Source organism: Imtechella halotolerans (assembly GCF_028743515.2).
GTDB lineage: Bacteria > Bacteroidota > Bacteroidia > Flavobacteriales > Flavobacteriaceae > Imtechella > Imtechella halotolerans.
The window spans coordinates 672,946-691,132 of sequence record NZ_CP117969.2 but is presented as its reverse complement, the minus strand read 5'-3'; the positions used below and the strand labels follow the sequence as shown (position 1 = coordinate 691,132).

General features: G+C 36.2%; 13 protein-coding genes. 3 read left to right on the top strand and 10 right to left on the bottom strand.

The features are described from left to right. Window positions 1–22: 22 nt before the first annotated feature. The 10 genes from PT603_RS03055 to PT603_RS03010 all read right to left on the bottom strand — a co-directional run bounded on the left by PT603_RS03055 (window position 23) and on the right by PT603_RS03010 (window position 15,194). Window positions 23–1,708, bottom strand: a complete 1,686-nt coding sequence (locus PT603_RS03055) for a RagB/SusD family nutrient uptake outer membrane protein (protein WP_008238888.1) — start codon at window positions 1,706–1,708, stop codon at window positions 23–25. Window positions 1,709–1,722: 14 nt separating this feature from the next. Then, window positions 1,723–4,689, bottom strand: coding sequence for a SusC/RagA family TonB-linked outer membrane protein (locus PT603_RS03050; RefSeq protein ID WP_008238887.1), 2,967 nt, complete (start codon window positions 4,687–4,689; stop codon window positions 1,723–1,725). A 336-nt stretch (window positions 4,690–5,025) separates the two neighbouring features. After that, window positions 5,026–6,633: a phosphodiester glycosidase family protein gene (locus PT603_RS03045; RefSeq protein WP_008238886.1), complete on the bottom strand. Its 1,608-nt coding sequence runs from the start codon at window positions 6,631–6,633 to the stop codon at window positions 5,026–5,028. Window positions 6,634–6,756: 123 nt separating this feature from the next. Further along, window positions 6,757–9,099, bottom strand: a complete 2,343-nt coding sequence (locus PT603_RS03040; RefSeq protein ID WP_008238884.1) for an alpha/beta fold hydrolase — start codon at window positions 9,097–9,099, stop codon at window positions 6,757–6,759. Between the two features lie 185 nt (window positions 9,100–9,284). Continuing rightward, entirely contained in the window at window positions 9,285–10,451 is a 1,167-nt protein-coding gene (locus PT603_RS03035) for an AraC family transcriptional regulator (RefSeq protein ID WP_008238882.1), read from the bottom strand. 548 nt (window positions 10,452–10,999) lie between these two features. Next, window positions 11,000–12,058 carry a hypothetical protein gene (locus PT603_RS03030; protein WP_008238880.1) on the bottom strand — a complete coding sequence of 353 codons (1,059 nt, stop codon included), beginning with the start codon at window positions 12,056–12,058 and terminating at the stop codon, window positions 11,000–11,002. 231 nt (window positions 12,059–12,289) lie between these two features. Next, the gene (locus PT603_RS03025) at window positions 12,290–13,396 is read right to left on the bottom strand and encodes a serine hydrolase domain-containing protein (protein ID WP_008238878.1); all 1,107 of its coding nucleotides are present in this window, start codon (window positions 13,394–13,396) and stop codon (window positions 12,290–12,292) included. Between the two features lie 233 nt (window positions 13,397–13,629). Continuing rightward, window positions 13,630–14,208, bottom strand: coding sequence for an NAD(P)H-dependent oxidoreductase (locus tag PT603_RS03020; RefSeq protein ID WP_008238877.1), 579 nt, complete (start codon window positions 14,206–14,208; stop codon window positions 13,630–13,632). A gap of 5 nt (window positions 14,209–14,213) precedes the next feature. Then, window positions 14,214–14,552, bottom strand: a complete 339-nt coding sequence (locus PT603_RS03015) for a hypothetical protein (protein ID WP_008238875.1) — start codon at window positions 14,550–14,552, stop codon at window positions 14,214–14,216. Between the two features lie 51 nt (window positions 14,553–14,603). Next, window positions 14,604–15,194 (bottom strand): Crp/Fnr family transcriptional regulator, encoded by a 591-nt coding sequence (locus tag PT603_RS03010; RefSeq protein ID WP_008238870.1) that lies wholly within the window; start codon window positions 15,192–15,194, stop codon window positions 14,604–14,606. Between the two features lie 547 nt (window positions 15,195–15,741). Here PT603_RS03010 and PT603_RS03005 point away from each other — a divergent pair. The 3 genes from PT603_RS03005 (at window position 15,742) to PT603_RS02995 (ending at window position 18,157) form a co-directional block, all read left to right on the top strand. After that, window positions 15,742–16,317 carry a sugar O-acetyltransferase gene (locus PT603_RS03005; protein ID WP_008238868.1) on the top strand — a complete coding sequence of 192 codons (576 nt, stop codon included), beginning with the start codon at window positions 15,742–15,744 and terminating at the stop codon, window positions 16,315–16,317. 326 nt (window positions 16,318–16,643) lie between these two features. Then, entirely contained in the window at window positions 16,644–17,126 is a 483-nt protein-coding gene (locus tag PT603_RS03000) for a hypothetical protein (protein ID WP_008238866.1), read from the top strand. 230 nt (window positions 17,127–17,356) lie between these two features. Further along, a complete protein-coding gene (locus PT603_RS02995; RefSeq protein WP_008238864.1) occupies window positions 17,357–18,157 on the top strand; it encodes an SDR family NAD(P)-dependent oxidoreductase in 801 nt (266 codons plus the stop codon). The last annotated feature ends 30 nt before the right edge of the window (window positions 18,158–18,187 follow it).

The window sequence follows — 18,187 nt, the reverse complement described above, 5'->3', positions numbered from 1 at the left end:
ATCAACTGAGTTAATAAAAAAATTAATTAAATCCAGGGTTTTGTGGCATTGGCTTGGTAAGGTTTGCATCAATAACGATTTGAGGTATTGGATATAATGTATCCCTTGCCGTAGCAGTTTGTCCTCCTCTAAAGTTATGTGCCTTCACTCGCTCTAGCCATTTTCCAGTTCTTAGAAGGGTATAACGACGGTGTTCCTCGGTTATCAATTCCCTTGAACGCTCATCAAGTATAAAATCCATCGTAATATCGGAGGCGGTAATTTCACTCGCATTTGCTCTCCTTCTAATAAAATTAATGGTCTCCGCTGCTGCTGCGGCATCACCAAGTTTGAACTGAGCTTCCGCCTTTAGAAGATAGGTTTCTGAAATTCTTAGATAAACCTGGTCATTATAGGTTAAAGGCAAATCTATAATATCTGTTTCGGCGGCGTCCCATTTTCTAACAAACGGGTAATCCAATACACGATTATTGGCTAATCCGGTTAAATCATTTTCATAGTTCAACCAAATCTTGTCACCATACTGGTATCCTTCAGGTAATTCATCAGCTGGTGCCGGTGCATTCTCTGCGGCTGTTTTTAAGGTATAATAATGACGTATGGCGTAATTTGAAAAACGATCATCTTGTGATTCATACAGATCTAACGCAAATTTATTGGGCGCCTCCCTACTGATTCCACGCGAGCCTCTTTCAATGGTAAATTGTAATGGAAGAATTCCGTTAATAGGTACCAGACGATTGGCTCCAGTACCATTGTGGTATCTTCTCATGATGCTACCACCTCCACCGATGGCATTATATTCAAATTGAAAAACCCATAGTGCTTCTAAGTTTCCTTCTTCTCTATTTGAATTTCCATCATAAAACATGTCCATAAAAGGAACACCTGGCTGGTTAGCTCTCACTCCATAACGCTCGGTGACAAGCTTATAGTTGGGGGTATTTATACATTTGTCAGCCCAAATCAAGGCGCTATCCGGCTTTTTAAGAGTCAAATACATCTCTGATAAGTAATGTTGTACGGCTCCTTTGGATATTCTTCCCTGCATGGAAGGTTCAATTCCAATATACGGCTCAGCAGCTCTCCAGTCTTTAATCATTTGCTTTCGAACCTCATTCACTGGTGTTCTTGTCCAATCTGACTTGATATTTGAGCCGGTGGATTCTTCTAGGTTCAATGGCACATCACCCCAGTTAAAGGTAAGGTGTCTATAGGCCCATGCACGTATGGCTTTGGCCTCAGCAATCACTCTATTCTTATTTTCCATCTGGGTACCTTGTCCTCCACTCCAATCTACATCTGTACGAGTTTCAGCTTGAGTGATGATGGTATTGGCGGCATTCACCACTTTATATAACCACAAGAATATATAACTAAAGTTTGAATCGGTAGAAACATTTCTAGTGTCCCAATTCAGTGCTATAAAGCCAAAACCTCCTCTACCATTGGGTACGTAATTATCGGTTCCCAGCATGGCAATATCCGCAGTCAAATACTCAGAGAGCGAATTATCTCGGCCTTGTCTTTCTTGTCTGACAAGGGAATAAAGCCCGTTTAAACCTGACTCAAAGCCATCCAAATTAGTATATAGTGTTTCACTGGTAATTAAATGTGGTGGTTCTTCCTCTAACCAATTATCATGAGAGCATGATGGGAATAAAATAACAGCAAAGAGGATAAGACTAGTAATAAAAACTTTTCTCATAATATTTTTAAAATTTAAAATTCAAGGTTTAGCCCAAGTGAAAATTCCTTTTGTAGAGGGATATCCCACTGATTGTTTAGTTCGGGGTCTAATCCTCCAAAATCAGTAATGGTGATCAAATTTTTCCCAGATGCATATAGTTGTAATTTACTTAGTCTCAAGGCACCCAACACATCCTTTGGAAAGTCGTACGATAGTGTAATATCCTTAACCCTTACAAAGCCAGCATTTTCATAGGGTGCTGCTGTATATCCTTCTTGGACATTAGCATCTAAGGCATTCATATACCAGTCGTTCGTAGGATTATCTGGTGTCCACCAGTTCTTAATGGTCGTATTTAAACGAACATCTCGTCCCACAGCATCGGAAAGTAAGGTGTTCTCTTTCGTCATTCCATGCATCCCATATACAAATACGTTCAATCGTATGTTTTTATACGTAAAGTCATTATTCATACCCCAGGTAGCTTTGGGATCTCGCTGACCAATAATTTTTCTATCATACATAGGTGACAGCTTGCCATCAGGTACTCCATCAGGACCGCTGATATCCTCAATCTTAATAAACCCAGGTTGGGTTTTATGGCTGGCCGCTTCTTCTGCCTCGTCCAATTGCCAAACACCTATCCAGTTAAAACCATAGTTTACATTAATAGGCTTCCCTATAAACCAAGAGTTTGCTAGGTCATCAACCTCTTTACCATTTTCATCTTTATATCCATAAAGAGATACTATTTTATTTTTCAAAAAAGCCACATTAGCGGATGTCTCCCAGGTAAAGTTTTTCGTTTTTACATTGGTTGAAACTATAGAGATCTCAATCCCTTTATTCTCAATTTCTCCAATGTTTTGAGTAATGGAACCTACCGCAACAACTGGAGAAACGGTTCTATCTAAAAGCAAGTCATAGGTATTAGATTTGTAGAAATCCACACTACCGCTGATTCTATTTTTCAAAATACCATAGTCAAGTCCAACGTTTAAAGTACGAGTGGTTTCCCAACCTAGATCAGCTGTTCCTAATTTGCTAGGCACATATCCTGGCAATGTTGTTGAGCCTGACACCATATCCTCCGGAGACAATCTAGATATAGTCTCATAAGGTGATACGGCCTGGTTTCCATTTAAACCAAAAGAACCTCTTACCTTTAATTGACTAATAAAATCCTTCCATGGCATAAATTTTTCATTGGCTACATTCCAACCAAAGGCCATTGATGGGAAAAATCCTTGTTTGTTATTTTTACCAAATCCGGAATAGCCATCACTTCGTCCAGTCAGAGTAATTAAATACCTACTATCATAGGAGTAGTTAATACGACCCATGGTAGACAATAAAGTGGTTTCTCTAAAGGAATAGTCAGGAATAATCAGAGAGGCTTGCGGGGCGCCATACCATGACAACACATCGTTAGGAAATCCTTTAGCTGTTAGTTTGTTGGTGCTTACAATATTATTTTCAAAACTGTAAAGCCCTGTTAAAAACAAACTGTGTTTTGCAAAATCCCTCTTGTAGTTAATTATATTCTCTACAATAATATTTCTAGATTTTAATCGACTCGTAGAAGCTTCACCATTTGAGGTAATTCCTCTGTTGGTATCACGACCATAGTAGAACGCATCGTCATCAAATCTGAATCTAATACCTGTATTAACTCTATATTGAAGTCCTTTAACAAATGGGATATTAATATCTATATAATTATTGCTACTTACTTGATAGGATTCGTCAATGTTTTTTGCAAGAATCCCTTGTAAAGGATTCGTATAGAATGGATCATCTGGCCAAGGATACACATTTTGTTTCCCGTTTTCATCGTATGGGGTGGTTAATGGATTGAACCAATAAACCCCTCTCCCAGCTCCAAAGGTGGCAGCTATTCCTCCTCTATCTATATAAGCTAGATTGGTTCGTGTTCCAAAGGTTAACCAATTATTTAATTTGGTTTCGATGTTTACCCTAGAGGTGATACGTTGGTAATTGTCATTTTTAGCCAGTCCTTTTACATCCAAGAAATCAGTGGATATATAATAATTGGTAGCTTCTGATCCTCCAGAAAAAGAAAGATTCTGATTAATGGTCGTTCCCGTTCCACGGAAGGCCAGATCAGGCCAACTTACCCAATTTCCTGATTCATATACTTCTATTTCAGAAGGAGTCATTGAACTTGGATTTCTTTCCATTTTAAACTTATAGAATTCTTCTCCATTCATGATGCGAGGCAGGTTGGCAAAGTCCTGAACACCAGTGTATCCTGAGTATTTAAACTTAGGCTTCCCACTTGCACCTGTTTTAGTAGTTACAAGGATAACTCCATTGCTACCCCTTGAACCATAAATTGCCGCAGCAGAAGCATCTTTTAATACTTCAATGGACTTTACATCATTAGGGTTAATATCATTAAGGCTCTCTGCAGCAATCCCATCAACCACCACCAGAGGTGCATTACTTGCTTTAATAGAGTTTCTTCCACGTATTAGAATGGATTCAGAAGGTTCTGCACCTGCTGAACTGGTTTGTACTGACACACCCGCTATACCTCCCTGAATGGCTTGAGATATATTAACATTAGGAATAGACTCTAACCTGGCAGAAGAAAGAGACGATACAGATCCTGTAATATCACTTTTCTTTTGGACACCATACCCTACAATCACTACCTCATCCAGCCTTTGTAAATCTTCCTTTAAAATGACTTTAAGCGTAGTTTGATTCCCTATTTGAATTTCCTCTGTTTTGAATCCGATATACGAAAATCTTAAGATTGAGGTACCATCTTGAGGCAGCATGATTGAAAAGGCTCCATTAAAGTCTGTTGTAGATCCTAAAGTGGTTCCTTTAATTTGTACTGAGACTCCGGGAATAGGTAAATTACTTTCATCAAATACTTCCCCTGATATTTGACGTTGTTGGGCAATTGACTGCCAAGAAATCAAGATCAAAAATGATAAAAATGAGATCGATTTTAGAGTTTTTTTCATAATTCTACTTTTGTTAATCAAAAGAATAGCTTTAGCGTTTTTAGGGTGCTACTCTCTTTCCTTGGGTAAAGGAATAGAAATATGAAATGGAATAAAGTATAATTTCCGCAGACTAATTTTCAAAAAACGTTTGTAAAAAAACTTAACGTTGGCGTAATGTTTTACCAACAATTAATGAACATTATGCCTCCAAAATCAGCAAAGTAGTGTTCACCTCTGCAGACTTGAAATATGGAATCCATGAAATACAAGAACCTGCCAATTGGCAGGTTCCATGGTTTTATTTTGAAAAAATCTATTTCTTTGAACTCCTTAATCTATAAAGGTGCTTCGCAGTTAGTTATTCTCGATATATAACCAACTTGGTCTGGGTCTTTCTTCGGTTCCGTAATTATCTATCATTGGAGTGATTCGTTCTCCATTAAGTACCGTGGTCACACTTCCTCCACCATCTAGCATAAAAGCAAATTCGACATTCAAATTAGAAAGAATACGGATTACATCACTTGCATACATGCCCTCTCCACCGTATCCTCGACCACCACAACTAAAGATTAAAAGATCTCCATTGGGGTATTGAGCAATCACTTGTCGTGGGTTTTTCTCCGTATAATTGGCCACAGAACTAAGAACAGATCCAGATACTGGCTGGCCGTTTTCAATCAAAGGTGTAAAAGCGGTAAGTGCATAATTGGCACCATCATTTAGAATATTTAAAGCAGTTTCATCTTTAGGATACGAACGAAGCTGATTATTAGATTTTATACCTAACTCATACCTTATATTGGAAAGGTCCTGGGCAATAGTACCGTCTATAATTTGAATACCTACCGGATGTCTCTCTCCCGGGGGTGGGTTACTAATTCCCATAGAAGCGTTAAAGGCAATACAACAATCCATACGTCTTGCGAAATCAGTCCCTGTTTCACCACTAATATCCCCTGCAAATCCATTTTTTAATGAGAAACTCACCGAATTATCGATGGTCGTTAAATGATAGTTTGTATTGGAAATAGCATCGTATAAATTATCAAGAGAGTATAGGTTATCACACCATGTCGGTTCATAGGTTGGTACAGAACTTACTAGAGAGAAATCATCAAACCAAATATTGGCAATTTCAGAGGATTCACTTCCGGCACCTGACCTATAATTTGAAAAAAGAAGTTGATTGGCAAATCGCTTAGAATGATCCTTTGTCCAACGTATAGGGGTATCCAGGACTTTAACATTATTGACATACAATTCAGCCCTACCATTTTTATTCATTTTGGTATTGGCCTTAAATACCATTTTTATATCGTACCAAACACTTCCTGTAAGGCTGGAGCCTTCTGCAGGGTAACGAACACCAAAATCATCCCCAGAAGTAGAAGGTTGATCCGCATAGTATATATATGGTTTGAAATAAAAATTACCATTGGCATCTTTATCCCACATCAATCGAAACGTTCCTCCTTCTCCTGTAGCTACTCCTGAGGCACCATCTCCAACATTCAATCCCCATCCAAGAACAGCTTTCGACTTAAAATCGAAAGTGGAATGAAATTTTACTCTATAATTAATTTCATATCCTTCATTGTCATTAATATGAGAATTTGTTATCACTCCGCCAGAAGCCCCATACTCATTTTTAATTAATGACACACGTAACCTTGAGAGGGATATTAACGTTCTGGCCTGCTCGTCATGTGTAAAATTGTTTATATCGCCAAAATCTGAAATAGCCATGGCTACATTATAATTTTCACCATCTGTCCAATTATTCCAATCTACTGAGATATCCGTTGGAGATAACATAGTTTGTGCAGAAAATCCAGATTGTTCAATTCGTTCTCCTTGTAAAGCATCTTGATCCGTTGGGATGTCGTCTTTACATGAGGTACATAACAAAGATGTTACACAAAGGGTAAGAGTGAATAAACATCGAAATTTTGTTTTCATTTTAATAGGTTTAAAGGTTTGTTTATAGATCATAAATAAACTAATTAAACCTCCCAAAAGCTCCCTAATTACCGTATACCACTAATCAAAAAACGTTTAGTTTTGACTCCCATAAAATCCATTTTATAATCCCTTCAACCATGCCACCACCCTTTTTTGGGTGTCTGAAGAAAACCTGCTATAGTCATCAGGTACCTCCAATTGAATTTTGACATGGTCCGAATAAAGGGAATACACCCTGTTGGCATCTTTCACCGATTGACTAACGTCCTTTACGGAGGCATACTGATCCCATTTTGGGGCTACCACTAAAACAGGACGGGGTGCTAAGGATGCAAGTATTTCATGAAAATCATAGGGAATTCTTGTTTCTTCTCCCACAAAGAACCCTAATCTGGGTAACAGACCATGCAGGTGCGAATAATGATAGATACCTTCCGCTGTCTTACCGGTGGTATCGCTTCTCATGGGTGTAAAACCGGATACAGAAACCACTCCAGAAATACGAGGATCCAGTGCTCCGCTATAAAGGGCTACAGTTCCTCCAAGCGCGTATCCAACGACCATAATTTTATTTTTATCAAGAAACTCAATGGCCGATAGTTCATCTATAGCCCATCGCACATCAGCTACCATTCGACCTAATTTACTCCACTTTGCAAAGCGATCATAAAACAAGGTTCCCTCTTCAATTCGAGTTCCAAAACCTATCTGATCATAAGTATAGACGGCAAAGCCACTATTAGTGAACTGTTCAATAATTTCCTTTGATTTTGAAAAACCAGCAGAATAACTGAATTCATGTAGGTATATTACCACCGGTAAATGATCATCTTTGGGTTTTCCCTCAGCATTGATTGGATAATAAAGTGTCCCAAAAGAAATATCCTGACTTCCAATGGTTGACTCCAGCATTGGTTCCTTTAGGGTTTCTCTAAGATAGTCCGTTTGAATACCTGGGCCCAGAGAAGGCGGTTCCTTTCCCATAACCCACTCAAGTTGCTGAGCTATGTCTTTTTTCTTTTTCTCCCAATCTTCACTACTTTTTATAGGTTTTGCGTTCTTATCCTTTAACAAGTCATCAGATTCATTGGGTCTAAAATCTAAGGGATCTATGAATTCATTGGACAGTCTTACCCATTTTGAAAAACTATACGTATGAAACAATTCATTTTTGGGTTTCATACTACCTCTTTTAAAAACATAGTCAAAGAAATCAAAATAACGTTCCATATCACGGTTGGCCGGGGCATGAAGTCCATAACGCAAATCAACAGCAATTTGATCGCCAGCTCCCAAAAAATCGTATGCCTTCTTGGCTGAATAATAGGCTTGTTCAATTCCAAAATGATTCCCTGCAGACTCTATTATCGAAGATGTCAGCATAAGCCCTCTTGGTGCTACCAAAGCCATTAAGGAATTCATATCCACAGGTAGTTTAGACTCCCTGCCTACATAAAATCGCAACCTCGGATGCAACCAATGAGGTCTAACACGGGTAAGCAATTCTATGGTCTCATTTCTATACTTATCCGAAGTGTATCTAAATGGATTTTCCCCACCAGTTCCAGCACTTATAGGTACCACAGCTTTAATTCGCTCATCATAGGCTGCTGCCCATAAGGCCATTTTTCCATTTCTTGAGAATCCAGCTAAGCCTATTTGATCCTTATTTATTTCAGGAAGTGTATACAGATAATCAATAGCTCTCGAAGCGGCCCAAGCCCAGCGGTTAATTGCACTAAAATCATACTCAGGCCACCATATTTTCTCATATTCCTGACTATCATCGGTAAATCCGTATTTAGGGTCTGTAGCCGTAAATCGAACTCCAATATATCCTCTTCTGACTCCAGCTTGTACCCAATCATACCTATCCTTTTTCCATGAACACATAAATACTGGGAAGGGGCCTTCACCTGGAGGATACAGCAGCGTAAGGTGAAGACTTGCTGAATGATCAGGACCAAATTCCAATAAAACGTCTTTTTCCATAAGGCCATCCACCTTACGTTCATTTAAAACGGTCCATTTTAAATTAGTAGGTGATGGAGGCATTGTACCCGTAATCCAATATTGGGCCTGCTCTTTAATCCACTGTCTTTTAGTATTCCAATCTTCAATGGTTTTCACCGGGATATTGGCTCCTCCCTCATCTATGATTAATGGGTCTGGGAGAAAGGGCAAAGAAGGCATAGATTTAAAATCCGGAGGTAATTCCCCAGATCTTTTTTGCCAATCAGTCCATGTTGAGTCTTCAGGGGTTGGCGCAAGTGCTGTTGGATGAATTCTATAATCATCAGGTAATAATGTAACATACAACTGATTCAAATACTGGATTCTACGTTTATTTGATTCCTTAGACTTATCTTGACCAAATAAACCCAGTCCTCCGGAAAAAAGAACAAATACTAGGCTTAATAGCCCCAATAAATGGATTTGTTTCTTACTACCTTGAAAACTCATAAACAATACATATTACAATAATTAATACCTTACTACCTCCTTCTAAAGACAGTCTCTGTTTTATATTTTTAAAAAAGGAAATGCTGACTTTTCAATTACGCTCTAAAACTGAGCTCCTAATTTCCAAGTGGCCTCTAAACCCTATCTATTTCTTTGGCCATTTAAGTGAAGTTGTAATACCTTCACTACGCATTAACTGCACTTAATTCTTGTAGCCTTTGGCGAAACTCTACTGGGGTATGGCCTTTAAATTTTTTAAAAATACGAGAGATGTTTTTACAGTCGTTAAAGCCAGATTCAAGGGCCAATTCAAACAAAGATCTATCTGTATTTAGCAATAGCTTTGAGAAATACTCTATTCGATTTTGAAGAATAAATTGATATATTGAAGTACCCATTTCATTTTTAAACTTGACCTCCAGGTTTCTTCTAGACAATGGGACCAATTCTGTTAAAAAATCAATAGATATATCGGAAGTAAAATTAGCAACGATATAGTCTACCACAGTTAGGATATGTTTATTCTCAATATTATATTTTTCGGTAGAATTACGTAGTTCAATACGCATGGGTTTAATGGTAACATTACCTGGCCCCAGCTTTTCCTTTTTTACTAATTGATGAATTAATCTGCCTAGTTCATAACCTCCTCTTTCCACATCAAGAACGATGGATGAAATTGGTGGGTCAGATAAATTACATATCAATTCATCATTATCCACACCTAGCAGTGCAATCTCATTTGGGATACTTATATTGTTAAGCTTACATACTTCAGATATTTGTAAAGCAAAGGTGTCATCACAAGCAAACAATGCAATGGGTTTAGGCAAAGAGCATACCCATTTTTCGAGTTCTATATGACTTTTACTCCAAGGTTCCTCCCTTAAATTTTCAGTTTCAAAATGATAATATTTCCCTTCAAATTTCTCCACTTCCTTTCTAAACCCTTCCCCGCGTTCTTTGGACCATACCGCATTTATATTACCGTAAAAAGCAAAGTTTTGGTAATTTCTTTCCATGAAAAAATGAGCAGCCATGACTCCTGTTCCTATATAATCACCTGTTAGGTTAGAGAAACATTCACTCCTTTTTTTATAGTTCTGAAAGATGATTGGAACATTTAATTGTGCCAGCAAAGACTCCTCATGATCCCATCTGGCTATTACCGCATCCGCCTTCCATTCCTTGGCCCAATCTACAATACCATTGGTTCCATTCAAAGACTTATAGTAAGAAGGTAATTGAAAAAAAATCCACGATTCGTTATCATTTGAGTACTTAATTAATCCTCTAAGAAGGCGCCTACTGAACTCTGAGGAATCATCAATAATAACCAATACTTTTATCATTTCTATAGCTTTTAGTATAAAAATTCGATAAGGCGTATTGCACTACAAAATCAAATAACACTCTTTTTTAGAAGTAGATAAATGAATCTAATCATCCTAATTCTATAGTGCAAAAATGTCCCTTTTCTATGGTATCGAATTAATTTTGCAAAGAAACTACTAGCAATTTCCATTTGTGTAACCACAATATTAATAAACTGTATAGTTTCATTTACAATACCTCGGAAGTAGTGTCCACATCTTTAAGCATTGGTGTTTATGAGTTGATTTAAAGGAAGTAATTGAGTATAGAATGCACCTAATATAGTAGTTTAAACTAGTCCATCTATGTTCAATCTCTTTATAATAATAGATGTCTCCAATCCTGTTCCACAATTTAGAAATGGTCGGTAACTATACACTTGCAATTCTGCAATTTCTGCTTCAGGTTTGTACACTGGATAAATCTAGTATAACTGATTTTAAAAAGTCTACCTTGGCTAATTGTAAAATCTATCCCAATCAAAGTCATTCCAAGTAAGAACCATTAGGGAAAGTAAACCGGACCATTACCCACACCAATAAAACAACTTAATATGTTTATACTTGCCTTCTTTAATTTGTTTGCACACCTTTTGCCCTCTCTTGTATTTCTGAATTACCTCATCCATGGGTTCTAACCCTATCTTTTCTCTTCTAACATTAAACTCTTTAAAATAGGTGGTGTCGTTTACAATATAGTGCTCATTATATGTCTTTACATTTCCACATAAAGAATCGAGTCCTTTGTTTACTTGAAAATCTAAAATCGTGGCATATTCCCTAGGGTCCATGTTTCCCTTTTTTACCTCATTAAAAAAAAGATCGTTATACTCACAGGGTTTAAGTGTCTTTACGGTATGATAATGCCATAACAAAATTCTACCCATTGATTGAGAATAGTTGAATTTACTTCCTAGACCATTTCTAGCACTCCCTATTATGCGTTCCCCAGGGTATCCATGTTCTTGAATTAAAGGAATCAGGTGGTTTTCAACTATAAGAGTTATAATAGAATCATATTTTGCATTATACGTTTCTGCATTTGTAGGGTCCACCCTTGACAAGGTATCCAGATATATGCGTTTCCATTTATTATCCCACTCAATTAACTTATCTATTGTATCTCTATACTTCTGATTAATTTGGCTACTATATATTTTTGAATTCTTACGATAGCTTTTACTAAGAAAGGTATTGAGTTTTTGTTCTCTTATATAACTATGTAATAAGGAATCTTTTGAAAAATCTTTAGGCTCTAATCCACTTTTTAGAGCTTCATTCATGAATTTTTTAAAATGGTGCTTCTTATTTAAATAGGCACTGACCTGCATTGCTGTAAAACAATGACCTGCCAGCGGTTTATCAACCATCTCAAAAGCTTTCTCATAAGTAGTTAAGGCCGCAAAATAACTTGAATCCAATACGAAGCTTTCAGCTTTGTTAATAGTTCTGGTATACTCTATATAGTCTATTGATTCTTTTTTATTTTTAGAAGGAACCAGGCTATAACTCGATAGTAATAGTCCGACCAGTAAAAGGATCAGAACATAATTTAATCTGGCTTCTTTCTGAAAGTTACATTTCATTTTAAATTTATTTTTAATGAATACCGCAGTCCTTAAAATACACGCTGGAATTTGTACGAAATCAAAACTAATCTATTTACCAGTAAACTATCGAAATTTTTTCATCATATGGGCGAATGTATTTATGAGACTCCTATAATTCACAAAACCATCTGTAAGTTTTATCCTTTTCTAAAGTATGGACTTCATTCTGAACAAAACAGTTCTAATTACTACAATATTGGTCACCTATTAATTATCACTTAAAAGTAAAGGTAAAATATGGTTTCGACTAAGTTTGTGATGTGTGGCATTTTTATATTTTTGATCATGTCCATTAAGAAGCAATACTACTAATAAATCATCTTCCGCAATATATTGAATGAGCGCTGTATAACCATAATCAGTGCTTCCACCCATTTGAATAACAGAAGTTTCAAGAAATTCAAATTGCGAAAAACTACCTAACAGCCATCGTTCGTTTACAACCTTAAATACACTAATTGAAGAATTTTCTGGAAAAATCTTTCCTTGTGAAAGTACAGAGAACCATAACACCAGATCATCAATGGAGGATACCATCCCCCCTGCTCCTATCAAAGCCCAAGTCAACTCTCTCTCAAACGTTGTTTTCCCTGGTCTTTCACCCCCATACCCAAGAGCTAATCTATCTGATTTTATATGCGGATCACCATAGAAACCCGTATTACTAAGGCCAAATGGTACAATCAAATTATCGATTACATATTCCTTGAATGTTTGACCGCTAATTTGTTCAACTACGGATGCTAACAATGTATATGCAGCATTAGAATAGGCAATTTTAGCTCCGGCATTGAAGATTAATGGCATCGAAAGAATTCTATCCACCGCTTCACTTTTATTCATTAATTCAAAATCCGAGTCATTATGAAAATTATCCATGCCACTTGAATGCGTAAGTAATTGCTCAATGGTTATCGATGCCACTTTCTCAGAAGCACTGGGATAATAATCACCAATAGTATTAGTTAGCTTTAATTTGTCTTGAGCTGCAAGTTGCAAAATAGAAGCAGCAGTAAATGTCTTGGCAATGGATCCAATATCAATAATGGTTTCAGTGGTATTTTCCCTTCTGTCTTTTCGGTCGGCAAAACCATAGGCATGCTTGAACAATATGCTATTCCCTTTTGAAATGGTTATTAATCCATCAAAAGTGCCTAATAGGTGTTCCTTTTGAAGTTCATTTGTAATTTTATCTATGTTTTTTTCCTTAGTTTCAACTAATGGAGGTTTGGAGGTCCTGTAGTTTTGAGCATCTGCGCAAGCGGATACTATAAAGGTAAGCGCTGATAGTGTAAGTAGGTAAATGGTTTTCATGTTCTAATTATTGTTTTTTTTGTGTACCCAATATCTCATAGTTGTTACTCTAAGAGTATACTATAAAGTAGTATGCTGCCTTTATGGTTGATAGATGTATTGTACTTTTTTTAATAAGGTAGGAAGATAGCTAAATTAACTGTCTTCGCTTTTTATCATGCTTTCAAAATCATAGTTACCGTATGTTAACTTCTTATTGAATACCGTATAATAAGAAAAAATTCATCTTTAAATTACCTATTGGCAAGACCTAAGTTTTCAATTTTCGTTAACCATTTGGCTCTAAATTTATCGTTTGAAAACCTAATTGGGCCAATCGTAGTGATTTGGACTTTATTTATTCCAATATATTTCAATGTTCCTTTTTTCATGGCCTTATGACTGGGATTCCCATAAACCCATTTATAATACCAAAAAGGTTGATCTAATGTGCAAATTATTCTTCCCGTTTTTCCGGTAAGACATTTATCGCTAAACAATGAATTCTTCCTTTTTTTAAAGGCAAACCCTGGAAGTAAAATTCGGTCTATGAAACCTTTCATAATAGCAGGTACAGAGCTCCACCATACAGGATATATCCAAACTACATGATCTGCCCATTTTAATTTTGCCTGAGCATCCAATAAGTCTGGTTCCAATTCTGATTTCTTTCTATATCCAAATTCGAGGTTTGGGTTAAAGTCCAATTCCCGGATATTGATTAATTCAATAGTAGCATTTGACTTTTCAGCTCCCTTTTTATAGGATTCGGAAAGTGCAAAATTGAAGCTTTCCTTATCGGGATGACCATTTATGATAAGTATTTTCTTCATTCCCTTTAGAAATATACTTTTACTTTTCCTTCAAAGGTAGTGCCTGTTACATTCTTTGTTGTAAAAAAGCAATACAAAAGAAAACAAGCTGGCACCGTTAAAAAAACGGTACAAATTGCAAAAGTGGCGATGCTACTAATGGCTGCGAGTATTTGTAAACCTATTTCTTTAATGTATACTTCGATGCCTTCGAGTTGATTTATTACATAGGGATGAACTGATTCAGCGTAATCGTAAAAACGATAAGATGTTTCATAAAGTAACCAAGATGGATAAAACCATTTTCTAATGGGTACCCACCATTTTCCCCAGATTGAATGTAGTTGTTTGTTGCGTTCTTCCATTTTTAACTGTTTTTGACAAAGGTCATTTTATTGGAAGAGGCATCATTTGATTTAAATCAAATTCGACTTTTTAGGATTTCTTATTCTACTTAATGTTTCAAGTGTAATTCCTAAATAAGAAGCAATATGAGTCAGTGGGATTCGGTTAGTGATATTAGGATATATCTGTAATAAGTGGGTATACCTTTCATCGGCCTTATTAAACTGAATAGTGTATAATCGTTCACAAAGTCCAAGCATGGTTTCTGTTACCACTCTGCTAATAAATCGCTCAAAATCATGATGTTTACTTGTTAATTTATCTATACTGTCTTTTGAAAACTCTAGAACCGTGGAATCTTCTATAAACTCAACGTAGTGAGGGCTGGGTTTGTCACTAAAAAAACTAACAATGGGTGCCATAAACTCATTTTCAAATGTAAACCAATCCGAGATATCCTTACCATCCTTTAAGTAATAGGCTCTTGAACAACCTTCCACAATTAAATAGGCCTTTTTAGAAAACTGTCCTTCAGAAACCACCACATCACCTCTTTTAAAAGTACTAACCTTAGAACAAGCGATGAATTCCTGCTTGCACTTATTTGATAATGGCATATACGTTTTCTCTATTTCTTGTAAAATTCTTTCGGTATTTATCATATGTAAGACTACAGTTTTCCTTTTAAGAAAAGTTATGATTTTGCATGAATAATGTTCTTGACTTTAAAAAACAATTAAAATTCACAAACAACATAATTTGTTTTTAAAGTTATCTATTTTAAAGTAACCGCCAGATCAAGTTTTGACTATTTAACATTAGACAATTTATAAGTACATAATGTTCCATTAAGATTAATGCAATCAAAATCAGCATGACTAGACCTTCTTCTAAAATTTCACTTTGATTATATGACATAAGACAATCACTATCCTAACCTTCCAGTCTAGCATCCCCTTAATTATCATCTACCCTATTTATTATTTTACCTTTGATTCTTACTAAATAAGGTAGCTGTACATCTTGAATTTTAAACAAGATGTGAGTGTTAGGGAATTCTTTTGTAGTGTAATAATTATTTCCTAGTTCTTGGCTAGATGTTAAATTCTACTGATTTTTCAAGGGTTCTTTGCTTTTTTAATAATTTAGTAAATACACATACAACTATCCGTATATAGGAACCGTTGACTCAAAAACAAGAAAAATCCAGTGACTGAAAAAGAGAAAATGCTACATGGAGACTATTATGACTCCAGAGATACCGAATTAATAAAAATATACCATAAGGCTAGAAAATTACTTAGGGAATACAACCAACTTGATTCCGAATTAATCCAAGAAAGGGAACGAATATTAAATGAACTTTTTAAATTTAAAGGTACCGGTGTTTGGATTGAAGCGCCCTTTTTCTGTGATTATGGTGAAAATATTTCAATTGGAGAAAACACCTTCATAAACACAAATTGTATGTTTTTAGACAATAACAAGATCAGTATCGGTGAAAATGGATTGATTGGTCCTTTTGTCCAAATTTACACTGCAAGTCATCCTTTAAAAGCATCTGAACGAATAATTATTAGAGAGAATAAAAAGGGATACCTCACCTCTTGTAAACCGGTTAAAATTGGTAACAATGTTTGGATTGGAGGAAATACGGTGATTTTCCCTGGAGTAATAGTAGGAGATAATGTTACTATTGGAGCTGGAAGTGTGGTAACGAAAGATATCCCAGATAACGTTTTAGCATATGGAAATCCCTGTGTAGTGAAAAAGAGTTTAGGATAAAAACAGGTGGCAACAATGTCCGGTAAACTTCTTCAATGTTTGGAAGATTCTCGTGACTATCGGTTTGAACAATAAACCAAAAATCATTTTAAGGGAAGCTTACACTTGGCCTTTTGATATAATACAAGGGTAAGTACATTTTATCTATTGTAGTTGTACTATTTTTATCATAAATTAGATATCCACTAATCATCTAATAAACAAGATAATAACCTTCTTATACAAAATTCAACTTTTAACTAAATCATTGTTTATTAAAGGAGTAACTTTTGGAATGACTTCAATTGAAATCTTTAATCAAACTATGGTTATAACTAACCAGACCAATGAGACGATATATACTAATTATTGCTTTTCTTTCAACCATTAATTCTTTTGGACAAGAAGATAATTTGACAGTTGAACAACAAAGGCTTTCATTCATTAAAGGGAAGTGGACAGTTGATGGAAGTGAATTAACCTATATTGAAATTTGTGATTGGATACAAGGGAATCACCTTCAATGCGCTTCGGAATCTAAAGACAGTAAAACTGATAACTCAATTAGTTACTTCTCCTACTCAGCATTAGAAAAGGTTTATATCTATTATGGTTTATATGGAAGTGGTAATTCAAGAACATTACGTGGCCATTGGATTCAAGACAGATTTGTATTCGAGGGAGAAAGACAAACGGAGGACAAATTAACCAGATGGAGAGTAACCATGAAACCTACTAATGGTAAAATTGATTTTCTTGAAGAAAAGTCCATTGATAACAGTCCTTGGAAAGAAAGTGCTAGATTTCAGTATAAACCAGTTACAAATTAGCAGGAAAAATGCCCGTTATTATTGGTTTTACTCAAAATCGGATATTCTTCATAGATAGCCCAACTAAACCTCTTATTTTAAACAACTCCTTTCAAATTCAATTCCTTTTCATACATTTAGTTATCAATCCATAATAGATTGATCATCAAAACTATGCATTATACCTATTTGTAAAAACTCTTATCGATACACATATAATTCCAATAAGTAACTAACTAATAACTGTCATTATGAATTCAACCAAAGAAAAGGTAGTTTGGATAACCGGGGCTTCTTCAGGTATAGGTAAGGCTATGGCCCATAAGTGGTCACAATTAGGATACAAAGTAGTTCTATCTGCCAGACGTCAAGAATTATTGAAGGCTATTGCAATGGGGATAAAAGATTCCGGAGGGGAAGCATTAGTTATTCCAGTTGATATTATGGAAGAGACTTCTATTGAAAAAGCCGTCCAGCAAATAATTACTAGCTTGGGGCGTTTGGATGTAGTGGTAGCAAATGCAGGATTTGGGGTAATTGGCAGTATTGAAAAGCTAACGGCGAAAGACTGGAATAGACAATTACAGGGCAATGTCACGGGTCTAGCATTGACCGTTAAATATGCACTCCCCTATTTGGAGAAGACTAATGGACGAATTGGTTTGGTAGGCAGTATAGCTGCCTATCTTCCTAACCCTTATGTAGGTGCCTATGGTGCTTCCAAGGCCGCGGTAAATTCTATTGGTAAAACCTTACAGGTTGAATTAAAGAATAGTGGGGTGAGTTGTACAACGCTCCATCCAGGGTTTGTGGTCTCCGAGATTGCCAGGGTTGACAACGATGGTGTTTGGCATCCTGATAGACCAGATCCTCGTCCATCAAATTTAATGTGGCCTACAGACAAGGCTGCTAAGGTAATGGTAAGGGCTATCCTTAAGCGAAAAAGAAATTATGTCTTTACTGGTCATGGAAGAATTTTGGTGTGGCTTCAGAGATGGTTTCCGGGACTCGTACGAACTATAATTTCAAAAGGGCCAAAACCTGAATTATAAACTATAATTCACGAAATTTGACGTGTTCAA

Excerpts from the sequence above, each read along its gene's own strand:
- PT603_RS03055 (WP_008238888.1), bottom strand. The coding sequence starts at position 1,708 with ATGAGAAAAGTTTTTATTACTAGTCTTATCCTCTTTGCTGTTATTTTA.
- PT603_RS03050 (WP_008238887.1), bottom strand. The coding sequence starts at position 4,689 with ATGAAAAAAACTCTAAAATCGATCTCATTTTTATCATTTTTGATCTTG.
- PT603_RS03045 (WP_008238886.1), bottom strand. The coding sequence starts at position 6,633 with ATGAAAACAAAATTTCGATGTTTATTCACTCTTACCCTTTGTGTAACA.
- PT603_RS03040 (WP_008238884.1), bottom strand. The coding sequence starts at position 9,099 with ATGAGTTTTCAAGGTAGTAAGAAACAAATCCATTTATTGGGGCTATTA.
- PT603_RS03035 (WP_008238882.1), bottom strand. The coding sequence starts at position 10,451 with ATGATAAAAGTATTGGTTATTATTGATGATTCCTCAGAGTTCAGTAGG.
- PT603_RS03030 (WP_008238880.1), bottom strand. The coding sequence starts at position 12,058 with ATGAAATGTAACTTTCAGAAAGAAGCCAGATTAAATTATGTTCTGATC.
- PT603_RS03025 (WP_008238878.1), bottom strand. The coding sequence starts at position 13,396 with ATGAAAACCATTTACCTACTTACACTATCAGCGCTTACCTTTATAGTA.
- PT603_RS03020 (WP_008238877.1), bottom strand. The coding sequence starts at position 14,208 with ATGAAGAAAATACTTATCATAAATGGTCATCCCGATAAGGAAAGCTTC.
- PT603_RS03015 (WP_008238875.1), bottom strand. The coding sequence starts at position 14,552 with ATGGAAGAACGCAACAAACAACTACATTCAATCTGGGGAAAATGGTGG.
- PT603_RS03010 (WP_008238870.1), bottom strand. The coding sequence starts at position 15,194 with ATGATAAATACCGAAAGAATTTTACAAGAAATAGAGAAAACGTATATG.
- PT603_RS03000 (WP_008238866.1), top strand. The coding sequence starts at position 16,644 with ATGAGACGATATATACTAATTATTGCTTTTCTTTCAACCATTAATTCT.
- PT603_RS02995 (WP_008238864.1), top strand. The coding sequence starts at position 17,357 with ATGAATTCAACCAAAGAAAAGGTAGTTTGGATAACCGGGGCTTCTTCA.